The following is a 17,806-nucleotide window of genomic DNA, read 5'->3' on the forward strand; positions in this document are numbered from 1 at the left end:
TGTGCAGAGTACGAGTTGTCTTTATAGCCAGAATCGACCCCACACTGTGGGTTATATGTTTTCTTGATCTCGGGCCGCTCGAGTCGCTGCTACCGTGAGCTGTCCGTAGGCAATGCCGCCGTCACCGGCTGGAACACGCTTGTTGACAATCAGTTCGAGGTCTGCACTGGTAACGCGTTCGCGAATCCGCGTCGCGATGTGATCGTTGTACGCCACCCCTCCAGTTAGCGCGACCGTCTTTCGGTTCCGAGCAGTCGCGACGCTGATCGCGAGGTCGGCGAGCCCGCGAGCGAGTACGTCCTGAGCCGTCGCCGCGACGGTGGATCGAGAGTGTCCCGCCTCACGCAGTTCAACGAGGGTGGCGAAGAGTGCCGGGGTGTCGACCACGGGCCGGCCATCAGCCCGCGCCGTCGGAACGTCGATTGCGATCGGCTTCCCGTCGGCTGCGAGTGCCTCGAGTTTCATCGCCGGCTCACCCTCATACCGGCGTTCGTCACAGACGTCGAGCAGGGCAGCGACCGCGTCGAGGACTCGGCCAGTGCTGCTCGTCAGCGGGATGTTCTCACCGCTCTCGAGCTGTCGGACGACGTCGTCGGGCTTTGTCTCATCACCAGGAAACGAGACGTCATGGCGCTCGAGGCGGTCGACGACACGATCCGACTCTCGGGCATAAAGCAGCGCTGCGGCCATCCGCCCCGGGTATCGTGTTGCCCGGTCGCCACCCAGCATCGGGACCGGCGCGAGGCCGCCGACGCGCTCGAAGTCGGCCAGGGAGGCGTCGAGCACCTCCCCGCCCCAGAGCGTGCCGTCGGGGCCGTACCCTAATCCGTCGAGTGTCAACGCAACGGCGCGCTCGAGGCCGTGTTCGGCGAGGACGCTTGCGGCGTGGGCGTGGTGGTGTTGGACGGCAACACTGCGCTCTGCCGGACCAGCCGCGACCAGTCGGCGGGCGTAGTCTGCGGTCTCGAACGCCGGGTGGGCGTCGTGGGCGACGATCGGCGGATGCTCGAGGCCGGTAACGTCGAGCAGGTGGTCGACAGCGCTCTCAAACGACGCGAGACTCTCGGGACCGTCGATATCGCCGAGATACTGAGTGAGATAGCAGTCCCCCTCATGCAGTACGCCGGCAGCCGCGTCGCGGTCAGCGCCCGTCCCGAGTATCGGCGTCGAGGGTGTGGAGTCGATCGACACCGGTGTCGGGGTGAACCCTCGTGACCGACGGAGCAGCCGTCGGTTCCCGTCAACGACGCGCACGAGAGAGTCGTCGCAGCGGGCAGCGATACGGCGGTCATGGAGTACAAAGCCGTCAGCGACGGCGCCCAGACTGGCAACGAGGGGTCCGTTGGCGGTCCGCATCGGGTTCCCGGGGCGGTTCGCCGACGTCAGTACCAGCGGTGTATCGACCGCCTCGAAGAGGAGATAGTGAACCCCCGAGTAGGGAAGCATCGTCCCAACGGTGTGGAGTCCGGGTGCGACACCGGTTGCGAGTCTCAAGCCATCGTCTTCCGCTTGGGATGGCTCGTGCTCGAGGAGGACGATCGGCCGTCGTGGCGACTCGAGTGCCTCCTGTTCTCGAGCGGCAAGGGAGGCAAACGCTCCGACGGCAGCGACGTCCGGCGCCATCACGGCGAACGGTTTTTCCGGCCGGCCGATCCGTTCGCGGAGGCGGGCAACCGCTGCGGCGTTGGTGGCATCGCAGGCGAGGTGTGCGCCGCCGATCCCCTTTAAGACGACTGTCTCGCCGCGATTGAGTGTGGTAGCAGCGCGTTCGATCGCCGCCGTGCCGTCGGCGGTGTTCTCGAGTGTCTCCGGAAACGGATCGCGTCCGTTCTCGGCGTCGCTCGTCGGGTGGGTGTCGTCGCTCGTCTCGCCGTAGCGCAAACGCGGTCCACAGTCCGGGCAGGCGATCGACTGGGCGTGATATCGACGGTCGGTCGGCTCCTCGTACTCCTCTCGGCAGGCCTCACACATGGGGAATGCGGCCATCGACGTCGCCGATCGGTCGTATGGCAGCGAGTCGATGACGGTAAAACGCGGCCCGCAGTTGAGACAGGCCGTTGCCCAGTACCCCTGGTATCGGGAGTCGGGATCACGAACGTCCTCGAGACAGGCCGCACAGATCGCCGTGTCCGGTGGAATCGTTCCGCTTCCGTCCCCGCTGGTACTGGAGTCGACGATTTCGAACCTGTCGTATACGGCCTCGGAGACCCGTTCGCGATCGGCACTGACGGAGTCCACGCTCGCGAGCGGTGGCGGCTCTTCTCGGAGGTCGTCGAGCATCGCGTCGATGCTATCGTTCGCCCCCTCGAGTTCGATCCGGACGCCGGCACCACCACGGTTGTGAACCGTTCCACGGAGTTCGTGTGCGAGTGCCCGCCGGTAGACGAACGGTCGAAATCCCACACTCTGGACGACGCCGGTCACACGAACGGTCGCGCGTTCCATACCCCGACGGATTCTCACCCCGGTCACATTAACCGTGGTACCGAACGTACGGGCGGGACCGAGTGCCGAGCTGTGAAGTATCTGCTACCCGCGGTGGCTTTCGCTGGTAGGGAGTTCGTTGTTGATCGTGTCGCCGTCCCTCGGATCCGGTGAAATCGCCGTCCGAAGCCCCTCCGGGCACTCTACTTGGATCCAGCTATAAAACTGGGTACCCCCTGTCCGTTTGCGATTGGAGTCACCCTCTGCCAGTTAAACTCTCGATAGTCCTTTTTGCTGAAGAGTGGTCTGTGACCGCGGCTTTCTATGGTCAGATACCGGTCAGAACCAATATATTATTATACTCAGTATACACACACAAACACGATGATACCAAACCAAGATCAACTCATGCGGATCGCCGGAGTGGCTGGAATTGGTCTGTCGCTACTCGTTATTCTCCAAGAGAACGGGATCATCTGAACCGGTTTGGTTTCGACGTTACCTCCCGGTATTGACTGAGCCGACTGCCTTCCGGCGTTCCTGGTCGGTGCAGCGTTTCGAGATGGTATCCACGGTTTAGTCGGTGTTAGTGACAGCCTCTCACAGCAGCCTCTGATTTACGTGTGAGTCCAGTATGTACCCCCCAAAGGTATGCTCCCACCAGGAGTGGACTGAGCTGTCGGTGGCAGGGCCCGGAAACCCGTACCATTGGTAGTGAGGTGCACCTCGTTGCGCTTCACCGGCCCACCGACCAACAGCCTTCGAAATACTCGAGCACTCATCGAGATTGCTTCCTGGACCATCCAGCCCGACCGAGAGTCGGCTGTCCTTCTCTCTACGGCCAGTCCGTCGAGTACGCGAGTCGTGAACCGAATGAGAGGGGGAGCGAGTCACCGTGAGAGCTCCAGGCACCGGTTTCACCTCTCTCAGGGAGGACGATCGGCAGGCTAGCGACGACTTGACTCTCTGTCGGGATGTTGTTGGCCAAAATAGTTTTCAGTTGAGGTGAACCACTGCTGTTCGAGGAGTGGGGTTGGTGTGTCCCCCACGGCCTCACCGCGTTGAGTGATCGTTACTACCCTTGGACGGCCGCATGGCCGCTGCTGAGTAGGTTTTCAGTTTCCGTATGAGTGTCGTCGCGCGTGAGAGGGTGGAAGAGCCACCAACTCCTCCCGGTCAGCGGGAGACCGTCCACCACCACCACTCGAGGCGAACCAGTCCTCGAGTGTGAGCACCGCCACTCCACGGGTGCTCTTTTGTTCCAAACCCGACGAAGTTATTAAATCTTCCTAAGGAGGTTAGTTTTGTTCACCGGTGACACGATCGTGTTTCGATGATCGGTTGGAGTCGCCGGTCGAGCCGACAGTGTCTCATCGCTCGGTCAACGCCTCAAAAGTAGCGGACAGAGTGTACGAAACTGCTGGCTACGCAGGATCACTTGGCGTGTCACAGACCTCTCGTGGCTGCGGTCGGCTGTCGGCGCCCGGCTCGAGTTCCGACCGTGGGGTGACCGAAACGGTGCCCGTCTGATCGACGGTGACCGTGTACTCACCGTAGGTAAAGGAAACGACACCGGTGAACTCCGTTCGGGAGTGTGGGCCGGTGTGAACCAGCCTCTCGAGTGCCGTCACGTCGATTACGGCCTGTACCGGCGGCTCGAGGGTCGCCGGCTCGACCCCTTTCTCGGCGGCAATCTTGCGGGCGATTTCGACACCCAGCTCCGGTGGTTGCATAGTTCCGGCCACCACAGCCGACTACTTGAAACTCAGTCAGACATGCCCTCGCTGAGAACGCCGGTTGGCTCACTAGGGTTTTCCCCTCCCTTTCATGCCTGATCGCCAGCCTTATGCCGATCTGCATCACCAGTCCAGCGTGCAACAGCCTGCCAATGGAACACGCTGACACGGACCCCCAGCTCACAGCTCTTGCCCATCGGCGCCGGCGAGCTGTCTTAGCTTGTGTCCGCGAACACAACGTCGTGGCACTTGCCGATCTCGCGGACGAACTCGTCGTCGAGGAGCACGGCACGACGATCGACGGCATCTCCGCTGAGGTCGTTACGGAGCTGTATCTCAGTCTGTATCATCAACACGTCCCAACACTCGAGGACGCGGGTCTCATCACGTACGACCAGGAACGGGACCTCGTAACGATCACCGAGGCAGGGACCGTTGCACACACCTACCTCGAGGAACGGCTGTATCAGTTCAATGCACACGAGCCTCGGCCGTCACCCGACTGTCCGGACGAAGGGTCGTGTTGAATCCGCCGCGCTCGAGCCATCACGCGTGGTCTCACGGTGAGCGCCTCGACTCGCGGTCGCTTCCGGACTAGGAAGGTGGCCACCGCTTCGTCCTTTCATCACGAGTCGGCACTCGCTGCTCGAACCGATCGGGGATCGCGGCGAGTTGGGCCTCGACCACACGTCGAAGACGGATAGACTGTTCCCGCGAGCGGATCAGGAGTGACTGTACTCGAGCAGCAGACTCACCAGTCCGAAGTAGCCGAGTAGCGCGAGAGAGACGGTCAGAACTGCCAGAAACAGGAGCGGAACCGATCGCCGGACCATCATCGAACTCCCGTAACTCACTGTGGCCCCCCGTGTCGGTGGGCGAACACGCGTCGTGGCGTGGTGTCGGTTATCGCTCCCAGTAGCGGTCCAGCAGGCGTACCCCTGAGGCTTGTTATGTCCATATTCCATAGTATGTGCTGGCACTCAAAAACACCAGTCAGACGGATGTCAGACAGGTGGGTTCGTGTCGTGTGACTCGGCCACATCAATTGTAGTTCGGTAGGAATATTAACGCGGTGTGCTCGCGGCCGTCAGGCAGGAACCGGGTATGCACCCACTTGCAACTCCCGGACCGAGTGTACATGGTCTAATCAGCAGCGTTGGCAGCCGGTGTCTCTCCTCACTTCTGGTCCGAGCTCGCCCTACGGCGTCGGGGCAGTCCTCGAGCGCTCCGACCGACCGCTCTCCACACCGTCTGACTCGTCGACCCACAGCTGTCGATCTCGCGATCAGTAACTCTCCGAGTGTATCACAATTGTTGTCTGCTTGGGAATTAAATCTATGATACCAAGGCTATTATTTACCCCCAGATTTCTTCACTAGTATGGCTAATTCACACGGGCAGACGAGTACTCCGTCCGCTGTCGTTTCCGCGTCGGACGTGAGGAAAGTCTACACGCAGGGGTCCAATCCAGGGCGGATCGCCCGGGCCCTTGGGCGATCACCCCCACCTACTATTAGCGCGGTCGATACGGTGTCGCTTGCGGTCTCGCAGGAAGAAATCGTCGGCCTCGCGGGTCCGAGCGGGAGCGGCAAATCGACACTGCTGCATATCCTTGCGGGATTAGAACACCCAACCGAAGGGACGGTGACGTTCCAAGGGACGGAGCTTGCGGCGCTGTCACGACGCGGCCGAACGCGACACCGACTCGAGCACATCGGAATCGTGTTCCAACATTTTCATCTCCTCAACTCGCTCTCGGCTCGCGCAAACGTCGCGCTTCCGCTGGTCGAACTCGGTGTTGGCAAGCGACAGCGTCGACAGCGGGCAACCGACCTGCTCGAGCGTGTCGGGCTCGGAGATCGAATCACGCACCGACCGGGAGAACTCAGCGGGGGCGAGCGACAACGCGTTGCGATCGCCCGTGCACTCGTTACAGATCCGGCACTCGTCGTCGCTGATGAACCGACCGGGGAACTCGATACGGACACTGGCCGAACGATACTCCAAGAGTTCCAGCGCGTCGCAGAAAACCGGGCGGTCGTCCTCGCCTCACACGATCGCGAAACGCTCGATATCTGCGATCGACTACTCCGACTCCGCGATGGGTCTATCGCTGATCGTACGAGCCGCGGTGAGATCACCGGATGAGGCTTCGGCGACTCCTTGCACGGTGGGTCGGCCTGATCGCCGTCGGTACCCGGCAAACAGCCTCGCGTGCGACCGCGACCGCAAAACAGCGGGTCTGGTTCAGCGTTCTCGGTGTCGCTGTTGTCATCGCGTTGCTGATTACGGTCACCGGACTTGGTATCGGCCTCGCGACAGGCGCGACAGTCGCCGATGACGATCTCGATTACTGGATCGTACCCGAAACGGAGAGTCCGGACTCGCCGTTAGTGGCGACTGACGATCCACAGTTTGGTTCGGTCCACGAGACGAACACCCAAATCCGTCAGAAAGAGGGGGTCGAGGGTTCGACACCGGTGCTGTCTCAGGTCCACCAGATCGAGGCAAACGGAACGACTGAGTTCGTTCTCATCAACGGGGTGATCAACTCCCCCGAGCTTGATCGTGTTAGCGGTCTCGACACCGACCTGCTCGCCTCGAACGACCCCTACTACACGGCCGACGACTGGACCGGTGAACTCGTCCTCTCCCAGAGTGCCGCCGAGACGCTGTCGGTTTCGGCCGGTGATTCGGTGACGGTCGCCGGCAACAGCTCGTTTACGGTGACGGCTATCGACGATCACTCACGTGCGAGTGGCGGTGTCCCCTCAGCACTCCTACAGCTGAGCGAGTTTCAGGCCGTCACTGGTGCCGGGGCAGACGATCAGGCGGATCAGTTCGTCGTTCGGGCTGACTCACCAGGCGTCGACGAGGAGCTGGCAGAGATCTATCCACAGTCCTCGGTGAACACCCGTGGCGAGATGATGGCGAGTGACACGGAGGACTCGGAGCTCTCCCTTTCACTCGCCCTTACCGCGTTCGTCGTTTCGCTCTCGATCGGCACGCTCTTCGTCGTTACGACGTCCGGGCTCAAGATCGTCACGGATCGCCAGCAGCTGACGGTTCTCTCGGCGATGGGCGTGTCAGTCCGCAGCCAGCTCCAGCTCGTGGGCACACAGACACTCGTTATGACGGCAATTGGGGGCGTTATCGGGTCCATCGGTGGCTTGCTCGGCATTCGAGCAGTGAACGCCGTTGCCGTCCGAACACTCACCGCCGAGCCGATCGCGGTCTCGCATCCGCTGTTCGTTGGCTATGGCGTCGGTGTTGCACTTCTCATGGGACTGCTTTCGCTCCCGATCCTCTTGGCAGTCGCCCGGCGGGTTTCAGGAGGTGTGCCGCAGTGATCGACCGAAGTCGCCGCTGGGCGAACAGGAGCCTTGCACGACTTCAGACCGCCGGACGACTCACCATCGCCCAGTTCCGACAACAGAAGCTCCAGTTGCTCCTGGCCGTTATCGGCGTTGCGCTTGCCGTGCTCGCGATCACGCTGCTCGTCAGTACCGGACTCGGTGTCCTCGAGACGGGCCAGGAACAGTTCGACACGGCAGACCGTGACCTGTGGGTGACCTCGAGTGAAACCCGGATGACGGCCGATGGCGGCGGTGGGTTCGAGAACACGCTCTACGATTCACGAACCCTCTCGACCGAGATGGAATCGCACGACGGCATTTCAGACGCGGTTCCATTGGCGTTCGATATGGCATATCTAGACAACGGGGAGACGGACGAGCCACAGTCGGTTGTTGCAACGGGCGTGTCAGGCGGTGGCCCAGCCGTCGAGGTGACGGAGGGCGGGGAGCTACCGACCGATCCTCATTTTGTGGACGACCCAGAGGAGGTGGAGACGACTCGTGAGGTGCTCATCGATCAAGAAACAGCACGAACACACAATATCTCGGTCGGAGACACAGTTAGCGTCGGTGGCTCGCTTACCGCTGCACAGGACACCCAGTTCACCGTCGTTGGAATCTCCTCGACGTTTGAGGAGATGAGCGGGGCACCAACGGTGACGCTGCCACTCAACGAATTCCATCGGATTACGGGAACGACCGAGACCGAGCCGGCGACGTTCATTACGATCACTGTTGAGGACGATGCCGACGTCGAGGCCGTCCAGCAGGACCTCGAGTCGGCGTACCCCGAGTACGAGATCCGCTCGAACCAGGAGCAGCTGTCAGCCGTGCTCCAGGAGCAGGTGATCCACCTCGCTGCCGCAGGCGCACTCATCGTGCTTGCGCTCAGCGCCGGCGTTGCACTCACGGTGTCGCTGCTGTCACTCGTGGTCTACCAGCAGCGCCAAACGTTTGCAGCGCTCACCGCCCAGGGTGTGTCGTCGTCACTGCTCATTTGTACGGTGATCGGACAGGGGCTCGTCATCGGCGTCCTCGGCGGAACGATCGGGGTCGCGCTTACGCCTCCCGCTGTGATCGGTCTCAACCGTCTCTCGGAACTCGTCGTCGGCTTCGAGGGTCTCGTCCAAACGGCACCCTGGGTGTACGGTGTCGCAGTCGGAATTGCGGTGGGTATTGGGACGAGCGCCGCGATGATCGCCGGTTGGCGAGTGAGCCGGTCGGCTCCACTTGATCATCTCTGACTGTTCCTCCCTTACTCGAGAACGCCGAGGTCCGTGAACGGGGAGGACTGCCGCTAAATACATGTCGCGAGCAAAGGGGCGGCGTCCACTGATCGGCGTTAAAAACGTAGTGTGAAACGATCGCCAAGTGACTCAAGGCGTGACCTACGCCTGTTCGATCTCGCTGCGGGCCATGTCGGCCAGCTCCTCGTTCGACAGATCGCCGTCGATGAACTCGCGGAGCCGGGCGGCGTTGAGATGGACGGAAACCAGGGTCTCTCTGGATTTGTTCTCGAGCGTGAATTCGATCTCCTCGATTTCGGAAAAGAACCCCTCAGCGTCGGTGATTCCACGCTCGAGACCGGGTGCGAGTTCGTCGAACTCCCTCCGGAGTTCGGCAAGATCGTCGGTCATCACGACGAGACACACGGTGAGCTTCCGACCGCGACGCTCGAACTTCTCAATACGGAGAAGATCGCTGTCGAATTCAGACTCATCAGGCATGAACCCAGGGATCTCCTCCGGTCGTCCGCGGTCTTCTCCGTTCCCTCGGTCCTCACCGTTCCCTTGATCGTCTCCGTTTCCAGGGTGGTCGTCTCCGTTTCCGTTGCCGTTCCCTCGGTCGCCGCCGTTCCCTTGACCGTCTCCGTTTCCGGGGTGGTCGTCGTCGGCGCCGTTCCCCGCACTGCTCTCTGATTCGCTATTGCCAGCACAGCCAGCAACGAGTGTTGTGAACGCACCAGCACTACCGAGGAGGATTTTTCGTCTATCCATTTACAGGTACTTATCACACAGACCAGCTAATAAGTTTTTATACTTATATAACTAGCAGTATATTCTCTACTACCATTTATAAACACCCATTCAGTTCGATCGCTTAACATATAGTCCTTCATCCGGCATACTAATGTGGCCCAGATTCGTTCGCTGGAGCACATCCTCACACATCGTAGGTAGATGGTGCGGACTACTTTCGGAGAAAGCTACTCCGGTACTCTCTGCCGCTCCCACATCGGAAACGCTACCGACGATGTTACAGGGGAAGCCGGGTTCAGGCCAATCGACGACGAACCGTGGCTTCGGGCGATACCGTCTCGAGCGTCGCAGCGATCGGTGCCGTTCGAACGACTCACGCTCGCGCTACGTATCCGACTACGAGCGGATAGACCGTGCTTGAGCGGGTGATCGTCTGTTGACGGACTTCGACTCATGAGGACGACCGTAACCAGCGCTCCAGTGTGTAAAATACCGGTCAGTTTGATGCAGGATCATCGCAACTTACATGTGAGTGTCTACTTGCGTTATTATAATGGATGGATGGATACGGAAGCAAGCTACTGCACTCTACGAAGAGCTTCTTTCTGAGGAAGTGTCGGGTGCCCCGTCTCATGTCGCTGTTATTCAGGATGGAAACCGGCGGTACGCTCGAGAGCAGGGGGACGATACCCACGAGGGGCACCGTTCGGGCGCGAAAACGACGGAACAGGTCCTCGAGTGGTGTCAGGAGATCGGCGTCGAGGAACTGACACTCTATGCGTTTTCGACGGAGAACTTCGAGCGATCGGACGAGGAGAACGAACCGTTGTTCGACCTGCTCTGTGAGAAGCTCTATGAGTTCGCTGATGCCGAGCGCGTCCACGACAACGAGGTGCGGATCAACGTGATCGGGACCGTCGACCGTCTCCCGACACGCGTCCAGGAGGCGGTTACGTACGCGACGGCCCAGACAGAGCAATACGACGACTTCGTGCTCAACATCGCCCTCGCATACGGTGGCCGGTCCCAGCTCCTCGAGGCTGCGCGAAGCGTTGCCGACGACGTCGACGCCGGCACCCTTGAGCCCGACGAGGTCGATATTCACGCCGTCGAGGAGCGACTTTATGCGACCCCGCTGCGCGACGTCGATCTCATCATCAGAACCGGCGGCGGTGAACGGACCTCGAACTTCCTGCCGTGGCATGCAAACGGGACTGAGGCCGCGGTCTTCTTCTGTACACCGTACTGGCCGGAGTTCTCGAAAACCGACTTCCTGCGCGGGATCCGGACGTACGAACACCGCCAGCAGTCCTGGCAGCGGACGCGTGCTCGCCGCGCGCTTACACTCCTGCGGTCGATGAGCGACCAGGACCTTCCCGAAGCACGCTCGACTGTCGCTCGCTTTCGGGATTCGCTCCCGGTTTCAGAACAGCCATCTGAAGACACCATGGAGCTGACTGATTCGAACGAAGGGGTCCCCGATTGATTCTCCTCTTTTCGCAGGTAGTGTCTTGTGAATACTCGATGGCTGTTCGGGCGACGGTTTCAGGATAGCGCCCACCACGACGGCACGGAGACAAGCGAAGCGTGCCGCTGAGCGGGTCGTACTTCTGGAGCGGTGTACTCAACTTTCGCTCGAGCGAACTCCTTGCTGACGGGACGAACTGGAAGCCCGTTAAGCGTTCCTGTCTTTCACAGTGACTATATTCAGCTAGTGTTTTTACAAAGCAGACAGGTGAGAAACACATCATATGCCACACACTGTCGTGGTCAACGGGGCGGAAATAACGGTCGGAGAGCAGACGACCGTCGCAACTCTCCAGGAGATTGCCGATGTTCCACAGGAGGCGACTGCGTTCTTCCGAGCGAACGACGTCATTTACCTCCTCCACGACACTGAGACCATTGCTGAACGCGTCCCAGACGAGGCCACAATCGGGTTCTACCGCGGGCAGATCGGCCCTGAAACGGACCTCGAGGCCGACAACGGAGGGCGCTCCGGTACCGACGACAGCGGGGAGTGATCGCTTACGCGAGGGGGTATCTGGTCGGTTGGGCCCGTGACGGGTACGCGACCGGCTGCCGGTAGGCGGTTGGTGTCTGGCGACCGCCAGGATGGATATAACTCAGTCCGATATTGAGATAACGGAGGAAAGTACAATCGACAATAATATTGGGCTTGGAAATTGATTCCTTTTCGACGCAGCAGCGTTCAGACGTTCGGGCCCGGTCCTGTGTCACAGCAGGGGCCCCACTCCCCCTTTGAGGGGACTCCAGAGATTATCATGGTAGAGACGACACGACGGAAGGCGGTTGCTAGTATCGGCGGACTGATGTTGATCAGCGGCTGTTCGGACATCCTCGGTTCTGATGACGACGGCGATGAGAACGGAGCGAACGGTGCAAACGGGCTCGACGAGAGTGATGCCGACGATGAGAACGGGGTATCGGACGACGAACCGGACCCCGACGAAGTGGCTGCAGACGATGCGGAGAACGAGACGGCCGAAGACGACACCGAGAACGAGACGGCTGCAAACGACACTGAGGACGAAACCGACGCCGAGCTGTCGACCGAGGAGTTCGTCACGCAGCTCGAGACGGTTTACAGTGGCGAGGTGGGTGACTACGACGAGGACGATACGCACGGCTTCCTAACGTTGATCGCCGAGGAGGACACCTCGACCCTCGAACTCGCGAGTGATATGGACGGCATTCTGGCCGTCTATAGCTCGTATGTGGAGAGCAACAATGCCCCATCCCAGCAGCTCGAGGGCGAGGTCGAAACCACCGACGGCAGCCAGGAGGTCAGTGAGTTTGCGGTCGAGACCGAGTGGGTCGAAGCGTACAACCGCGGCGAGCTGTCAGAGGAGGAACTCCAGGACCGCGTCCTCGAGACGGTCGAGGCCTGAGACCGTTAGTTCCGTCATTTTGATTGGCGTATGCCCTGTCCGCGCCAGCCCCAGCATTCCCTCCGAGCTTGAGGGTGCTCTCGAGCGAGACGGTGACTCTGAAAGGTGAAACGGCAGAGTTCCGAGCGCGGCGTTCGGTTAGCGGAGGCGTTTCTCTCCTCGGAGTTGCTCTGTGCGGGAGTCAGCCGTGTCGTCGGCGGCGCTACCGTTGTTGAGTTCCCGGTAGGTCGTACAGTCAGGACAGCCCGTGACCCTTCCGTCGACACCGAACACTCGAATGAAATCCCGGGTGACGTACGTTCCACAGTCGCTACAGTGTGGCATACTCGGGTCGTTCGCGGCCAGTTACTAATAACTATGGTGATATAAGGAAGATTAATATTTCGGATCTTGCATCGTGGTAAATTCGAGTCCCGCTTGGAGGGTGAAGGCTGCGTTGCCGAGTCGTTCTCGACTCGACCGCTGTTCGGCCGGCTACCGTCTCCCTCCGATTGCCTCGAGCAACTGTGGTCGGATCTGGAACCTCGCTTTCGGTCTCATAGCTGGCACTGACACCGAGAGCGCCGAACCCACGACGCTCGAGCCTCGTGGCGCCATGCAGTTTCGATCGGGTTAGTGTCGCCTGGTCAACTCCCCCACCCTACTTCGCTCACCCTGACGGGTTCGCTCGTGGAGGGTGGGGCTTGTCCATGAACTCGGCCTCGAACCCTTCCGGGTGGGCGGTAAATCCGCCACTTGGTGTTCACGAGAGCAAGCTCTCGTGCAGCCCATCAGGTTTCTCCGAAACCTGAGGACATCACTGTTCCAGACTGTAGGGCAAGTTGACTGTTGCCCGTCCGCCGAGACGACTGTTGGCCCCGACGGACATACCGCATCCCGATGTTCTTCGCTGCGTTGTAATCCGCGTTCGCTTCCGACTCGCACTTCACGCACCGGAAGTCGTTTCGGATCGGGCGATTCTCGTCTGCTGTGAAACCACACTCGGCGCACCGCTTCGAGGTGTACGCCGAACCCACCTGCTTCACCGAGATTCCTTCGGCTTCGGCCTTGTACTCCACTTGCTCGGAGAGTGATCGGAACGCCCACTTGTGACCCCACGACGCTCCGGTTCGGTCGCGGATGTGAGTCAAGTCCTCGAACACAATTACGTCACAGTCGTACCGGAGTGCTTCGTCTACGATGGCGTTCGACGCCCGGTGTAGTACGTCACGGACGTAGCGAAGTTCGCGGTCACTCGACTGTTCGAGCGTTCGGTGGGCGCTTCGCGTCCCGGTCTGTTGGAGTCCGGCACGTACCTTCTCGAACTCGCGGAGGTTGTGGGTCAACTTCCGCCCGCTGAAGAAGTAGGCGGTGCTTGTGACGGCGAGGTTTTCGATACCGAGGTCAACCCCGAGAACCGTTCCGTCCTCGGCGGTGTTCCGCTCGGTGTCATTCTTGTGTCGGCGGAAGCCGATATGTAAGTGGTAGTCGCCATCACGGGCGGTAAGCGTACTTTCCGTGACGCTCCACTCGTCTGAATCGAGGTACTGCCGTTGGTAGCCATCGTCGGCGTCGGGTAGAGCAAGGTCACACCGGACGCGACTCTCCGTGGTGGAAAGCGACACCGTATCGTCATCAAACAGCGTCATAGTCCGAGTATCGTACCTCACCGTGGGTGCGGTGAAGGTCGGTTTGCTCACCTTCTTGCCTTTCGACCGACGTTCGATACAGCCGGTGATGGCTTGTGCAGCTTGGTGGGTGGCGAGAATCGCGTGCTGACTACCGAGGTCGGTGTGTTCGCGTACGTCGTCGTAGGCGAGGGGCTGTACGTCGCTTTTCGCGCTACACTTTCCCCACGCCATATCCGTGGCGATTTGGCAACCACGCTTCCACCCGGAGATAGTATCTTCGAGGAGGTCGCGTTGCTCGTCCGTAACCTCAAGACGAGTGATTGCCGTCCGACGCACGTAGTCGTCTGCCACAATTTCAATGTGAGTAGATGGCTACTTACAGATTGGTGCTTGTGACCGATGCGAACGCGCTCCTCCTCTCCCTACTCGCTCCCTCCGGTCGCTCCTTGAGGATAGCGCGGAACCGAAGGTTCCGCTGACCATGCGAACGGCGAAGCCGTGAGCAGAAGGGGACTCCGCGCGACCTCGAAGTTGACAATCTCCTCGGCCGTCAGTGCTGGAGCCACGCCGCCCGCACCTCGTCGTCTGGGCTCACTCGGGAGTCGGTGTCCGCCAGCGGACCTGATCGACGTCGCTCGCGAGGTGGTAGTACTTCGTTGTCTCCGGCAGGTCCTCGCGAGAGCTCGGCTCCGCGCGGACACACCGGAGCCACCTCCCGTTCTCTCGATCTAGGACGACGACCTCGTCGAACGTGAGGCGGCGGCCGTTCTGTAACTCGACGATGATGGTTCCCACTATAGTCCTCCGTCTGAGTCTAATTCTTTTATTTTGTTGTATGTATTTATAATTACTGTATGGTGGGTTGTAGTAGGAGGCTGAGTCGGGGAGAAATTGCCCGGCGGGAGCAGTCCGGCAGGGAAGGGGCGCCTGCTCATGGCCTCAGAGAAGCGGCTATGACACGCGTCGAGCGAACCGCAGTGATGGTGCTTTCCGATGGCGGTGTGGACCAGTACAAGGTCGTCGAGGTGCTGCCGTACGACCGGCCGATGACATCGATTTGCCCATGTGTCCGACCGGTCGGGAGGCGTACGGGGAGCCGACCGACTGCCGGGACTTCGCCCAAGCGATCGCCTGTCTGTTCCCGCGGCCCAACGTACTTTATCCGGTGTTGTTCGGCGGCCGTCTCGAGGCCCTCATCGAGCGTGTCGGCGGGCTTTCTCGGGTGGCTCCGAGCGGACGAGCCGGCCGACATCCCTGACTATGGGCGGCGCTGTGTGTGGTCCGTCGTTCCGACCGGTATCTCACGGGCGAGTGGTTCGGGTGGACGGTTCTGAGCTACCCACCACGGGCCGACGGCGGAGTCATCGCCTCGGTGGGCATCCAGCTCGATGGCTGCTCACAGATCGGTCGGTCACGCCCCAGCGGGACACGAGTCCCGTTCAGTCGGCCGTCGCCGGCAGCTCGGCCTCCTGCAGCCGTTCTTCGGCTTCGTCACGATCTTCGGGATACCCAACGTCGATGCGCCAGCCCTCGAGGCCGATCGCGTCGATCGTCCGACCGCTCTGGATCAGCAGGTCGACGGCGTCGCTGATCTCGTACTCGTCCCGATTGGAAGGCTGGACGAGATGGCAGGCATGGAAGATCGCGGGCGTAAAGGTGTAAAAGCCAGTCATCACGAGGTTCGAGGGTGGGTCGTCGGGTTTCTCGACGACGTCGGTGATCTCGCCGTACGCATTGGTGTCACAGACGCCGTAGCGGGAGGCTTCCTCCCACGGCACCTCCTCGACGAGAAAGGCCGCGTCCGCGCGGTCCTCGCGCTGGCGGCGGACGACGTCCTCGAGGTTCGCCTCGAAGACGTTGTCGCCCAGAATCAGCATGAAGTCGTCGTCGATATGCTCTTCGACACAGAGCAGGGCGTGGGCGAGGCCCTTCTGCTCGCGCTGGTGGGTGTAGGTGATCGGGACGCCACGGTACTCGTCGCCGTAGTGCTCGACGATCTTCTCTTTGAGGTAGCCGACGACGACGATCAGTTCATCCGCACCCAGATCGACGAGCTGGTCGAAGCAGTGGGTCAGAATCGGCTCCTCGTCGATCTCGACCATCCCCTTCGGTTTGTCCTCCGTGAGTGGTCGGAGCCGCGTGCCTTCGCCGGCGGCGAGTACGACAGCTTGCATAGTACTGACAGATGGGGTCATCGTATAATAGATTTTTCCATGTATAAAAAATCTTTAAACAGGAAACGTTACCTCCGTTTCTCGTCTCGAGGCTCATAGCTGACTCGAGCGGATAGCCGTTCGGGTGAACGCACGTTCTCGGGTCGCCGGTCGAATGGAGGACGGAAGTCCCGGAGACCGGTCGTCGAGTACTAGGACTGGCGCACCAGCGGCTCGTACCACTCCCGATTCGTCTGAGTAGATGAGCTCCCGGACACCCTCGCGGATATCCCGCGTGGGCTCGTCGCCAAGCAGGGCGGTGGCCGTCGCGATGTCGGCGTGGGTGTGGGCGGCGTCCGCTTCGCCGGCTGCGGTGAACTTGAGGGCGAGGCGGGCGCGAGTTCGTCGCGGATGACCCCCGCGAGGGTCTGGGTGTCGATGGTGTCGGTGCGACCGGCGTACTGATCGGACGGGCGCAGTAGACGACCGCGGGGCGGACCAATCCACTGGTGTTGTGTCGAGGACGGTCACTGCTCGAGGAGATCCTCGAGCGGTACAGGTGAGCTGTCCACTGTCGTGCGTCCGAGCGCCCGGCACTCGCTGTGCCAAGCCAGGGGGGAGCAGGCCGAGTATCCTCAGGCTTAGCTTCGAGACGGTTCACGATGACCACAGTTCTTCGATTCGCTTTTCGACTGCAGCAAGGACCGTCGAGTAGACTTCAAGTGGGTGCAGAGAAGGCACGGAGAGATCGGTTACCGCTTCAGCAGTTGGTGGTTGGTGAAAGTGCAAGCGAGTGTTGTGCGAATTTGGATGGCGATCCCATCGACACTCCCACCGAGTCCCTTCGAGCGGTTCTTCGACATAGTGCACCGAGAAATCACCGGTTGTGAACCACCAGATATCGAGTCGGACGGTGGTAATCGACTCCGGATACTGGCTTTCGTCGAGTACTGCACGGAGGAGTCGCGGTTCGTGGCTGTTTGGATCGAACGTTGTCTCTGTCACTAACGAATCTGACCCGAGCTGTCGCTCGAGCAGTTGGAGGGTCTGTCGGTCGGGTGGTCCAACAGAGTCCCGTGGCTCGTCATCCGGTGGGGAACTCATTACGCTGGAATGAGGTGACCGTCGTTCTGCGAGAGCTGGCGAGCAAGCTCGTAGAGCCGGATATCCCGACGCACACCCTGCCAGTTGCCCACTGCGGCCATCCGTTCATGGTAGGTCTCGTGATCGCCTCGATCGAACACGGCCACGTCCGTCGGATGTGTGACTCCGAACTGCTCTTGGAACGTCGCGTGCCGTTCCTCGAGCGCTTGGACCCGACTGATGATCTCATCGGTGGTTAGGTCCTCTGCGATTCGGCTTGCATCCTGCCATTCGAGGTATGCGTCGTTCCGTTCGTACTGTGGGGGACGACTGTCGGTGTTCGCTCGAACGATCCCCATCTTGGACAACCGATCCAGGTGCTTTTTCGCGGCGTTTGGAGAACAGTCCGCCAACTCTGCAATCTCCGTGTGTGGGGTGGGTGAGGTAACGCCAAGCGCGACCTCGTAGACTCGGCCGAACGTATCAGTTCCCGCTTGCCACCGCTGCTGATCGGGTTCTGGTGCCGGGTCGAACTCGGTCATGGGTGTCTATA

15 protein-coding genes are annotated in these 17,806 nt (G+C 60.7%); 8 read left to right on the forward strand and 7 right to left on the reverse strand.

The window, feature by feature from the left end:
- Nucleotides 1-51: 51 nt before the first annotated feature.
- On the reverse strand, nt 52-2,445 hold the full coding sequence (hypF, locus tag QA609_RS21135; protein WP_278304609.1) for a carbamoyltransferase HypF: 2,394 nt from the start codon (nt 2,443-2,445) through the stop codon (nt 52-54).
- A gap of 1,403 nt (nt 2,446-3,848) precedes the next feature.
- A complete protein-coding gene (locus QA609_RS21140; RefSeq protein WP_278304610.1) occupies nt 3,849-4,157 on the reverse strand; it encodes a HalOD1 output domain-containing protein in 309 nt (102 codons plus the stop codon).
- Nucleotides 4,158-4,402: 245 nt separating this feature from the next.
- Here QA609_RS21140 and QA609_RS21145 point away from each other — a divergent pair, with 245 nt between their 5' ends.
- The 8 genes from QA609_RS21145 to QA609_RS21180 all read left to right on the forward strand — a co-directional run bounded on the left by QA609_RS21145 (nt 4,403) and on the right by QA609_RS21180 (nt 12,407).
- On the forward strand, nt 4,403-4,687 hold the full coding sequence (locus QA609_RS21145) for a hypothetical protein (RefSeq protein WP_278304611.1): 285 nt from the start codon (nt 4,403-4,405) through the stop codon (nt 4,685-4,687).
- A gap of 853 nt (nt 4,688-5,540) precedes the next feature.
- The gene (locus QA609_RS21150) at nt 5,541-6,308 is read left to right on the forward strand and encodes an ABC transporter ATP-binding protein (protein WP_278304612.1); all 768 of its coding nucleotides are present in this window, start codon (nt 5,541-5,543) and stop codon (nt 6,306-6,308) included.
- Nucleotides 6,305-7,510, forward strand: coding sequence for an ABC transporter permease (locus QA609_RS21155; RefSeq protein ID WP_278304613.1), 1,206 nt, complete (start codon nt 6,305-6,307; stop codon nt 7,508-7,510). The genes QA609_RS21150 and QA609_RS21155 overlap by 4 nt, the downstream gene beginning before the upstream one ends.
- On the forward strand, nt 7,507-8,760 hold the full coding sequence (locus tag QA609_RS21160; RefSeq protein ID WP_278304614.1) for an ABC transporter permease: 1,254 nt from the start codon (nt 7,507-7,509) through the stop codon (nt 8,758-8,760). The genes QA609_RS21155 and QA609_RS21160 overlap by 4 nt, the downstream gene beginning before the upstream one ends.
- Before the next feature lie 111 nt (nt 8,761-8,871).
- A complete protein-coding gene (locus QA609_RS21165; protein ID WP_278304615.1) occupies nt 8,872-9,435 on the forward strand; it encodes a hypothetical protein in 564 nt (187 codons plus the stop codon).
- Between the two features lie 613 nt (nt 9,436-10,048).
- Nucleotides 10,049-10,981 (forward strand): polyprenyl diphosphate synthase, encoded by a 933-nt coding sequence (uppS, locus tag QA609_RS21170; RefSeq protein ID WP_278304616.1) that lies wholly within the window; start codon nt 10,049-10,051, stop codon nt 10,979-10,981.
- A gap of 265 nt (nt 10,982-11,246) precedes the next feature.
- Nucleotides 11,247-11,519 carry a hypothetical protein gene (locus tag QA609_RS21175; protein ID WP_278304617.1) on the forward strand — a complete coding sequence of 91 codons (273 nt, stop codon included), beginning with the start codon at nt 11,247-11,249 and terminating at the stop codon, nt 11,517-11,519.
- Nucleotides 11,520-11,780: 261 nt separating this feature from the next.
- Entirely contained in the window at nt 11,781-12,407 is a 627-nt protein-coding gene (locus QA609_RS21180) for a hypothetical protein (protein WP_278304618.1), read from the forward strand.
- A gap of 138 nt (nt 12,408-12,545) precedes the next feature.
- On the opposite strand, the gene QA609_RS21185 is transcribed toward QA609_RS21180, so the two are convergent.
- The 5 genes from QA609_RS21185 to QA609_RS21205 form a co-directional block, all read right to left on the reverse strand.
- Entirely contained in the window at nt 12,546-12,731 is a 186-nt protein-coding gene (locus QA609_RS21185; protein ID WP_278304619.1) for a hypothetical protein, read from the reverse strand.
- A 446-nt stretch (nt 12,732-13,177) separates the two neighbouring features.
- Nucleotides 13,178-14,368 carry a transposase gene (locus QA609_RS21190; RefSeq protein WP_278304620.1) on the reverse strand — a complete coding sequence of 397 codons (1,191 nt, stop codon included), beginning with the start codon at nt 14,366-14,368 and terminating at the stop codon, nt 13,178-13,180.
- A gap of 240 nt (nt 14,369-14,608) precedes the next feature.
- Complete coding sequence (locus tag QA609_RS21195; RefSeq protein ID WP_278304621.1) at nt 14,609-14,812, reverse strand: hypothetical protein; 204 nt, start codon at nt 14,810-14,812, stop codon at nt 14,609-14,611.
- A 644-nt stretch (nt 14,813-15,456) separates the two neighbouring features.
- Nucleotides 15,457-16,191 (reverse strand): UTP--glucose-1-phosphate uridylyltransferase AglF, encoded by a 735-nt coding sequence (aglF, locus tag QA609_RS21200; protein ID WP_278304622.1) that lies wholly within the window; start codon nt 16,189-16,191, stop codon nt 15,457-15,459.
- Nucleotides 16,192-17,273: 1,082 nt separating this feature from the next.
- Complete coding sequence (locus tag QA609_RS21205; protein WP_278304623.1) at nt 17,274-17,795, reverse strand: sugar-specific transcriptional regulator TrmB; 522 nt, start codon at nt 17,793-17,795, stop codon at nt 17,274-17,276.
- Between the last annotated feature and the right edge of the window lie 11 nt (nt 17,796-17,806).

Origin of the sequence: Natronococcus sp. A-GB7 (assembly GCF_029688865.1) — an archaeon.
In the GTDB taxonomy this organism is placed as follows: Archaea; Halobacteriota; Halobacteria; order Halobacteriales; family Natrialbaceae; genus Natronococcus.

What these genes read in the sequence shown, in the direction of transcription:
- hypF (WP_278304609.1), bottom strand. Translation starts at nt 2,445, where the DNA reads ATGGAACGCGCGACCGTTCGTGTGACCGGCGTCGTCCAGAGTGTGGGA.
- QA609_RS21140 (WP_278304610.1), bottom strand. Translation starts at nt 4,157, where the DNA reads ATGCAACCACCGGAGCTGGGTGTCGAAATCGCCCGCAAGATTGCCGCC.
- QA609_RS21150 (WP_278304612.1), top strand. Translation starts at nt 5,541, where the DNA reads ATGGCTAATTCACACGGGCAGACGAGTACTCCGTCCGCTGTCGTTTCC.
- QA609_RS21155 (WP_278304613.1), top strand. Translation starts at nt 6,305, where the DNA reads ATGAGGCTTCGGCGACTCCTTGCACGGTGGGTCGGCCTGATCGCCGTC.
- uppS (WP_278304616.1), top strand. Translation starts at nt 10,049, where the DNA reads ATGGATGGATGGATACGGAAGCAAGCTACTGCACTCTACGAAGAGCTT.
- QA609_RS21175 (WP_278304617.1), top strand. Translation starts at nt 11,247, where the DNA reads ATGCCACACACTGTCGTGGTCAACGGGGCGGAAATAACGGTCGGAGAG.
- QA609_RS21180 (WP_278304618.1), top strand. Translation starts at nt 11,781, where the DNA reads ATGGTAGAGACGACACGACGGAAGGCGGTTGCTAGTATCGGCGGACTG.
- QA609_RS21185 (WP_278304619.1), bottom strand. Translation starts at nt 12,731, where the DNA reads ATGCCACACTGTAGCGACTGTGGAACGTACGTCACCCGGGATTTCATT.
- aglF (WP_278304622.1), bottom strand. Translation starts at nt 16,191, where the DNA reads ATGCAAGCTGTCGTACTCGCCGCCGGCGAAGGCACGCGGCTCCGACCA.
- QA609_RS21205 (WP_278304623.1), bottom strand. Translation starts at nt 17,795, where the DNA reads ATGACCGAGTTCGACCCGGCACCAGAACCCGATCAGCAGCGGTGGCAA.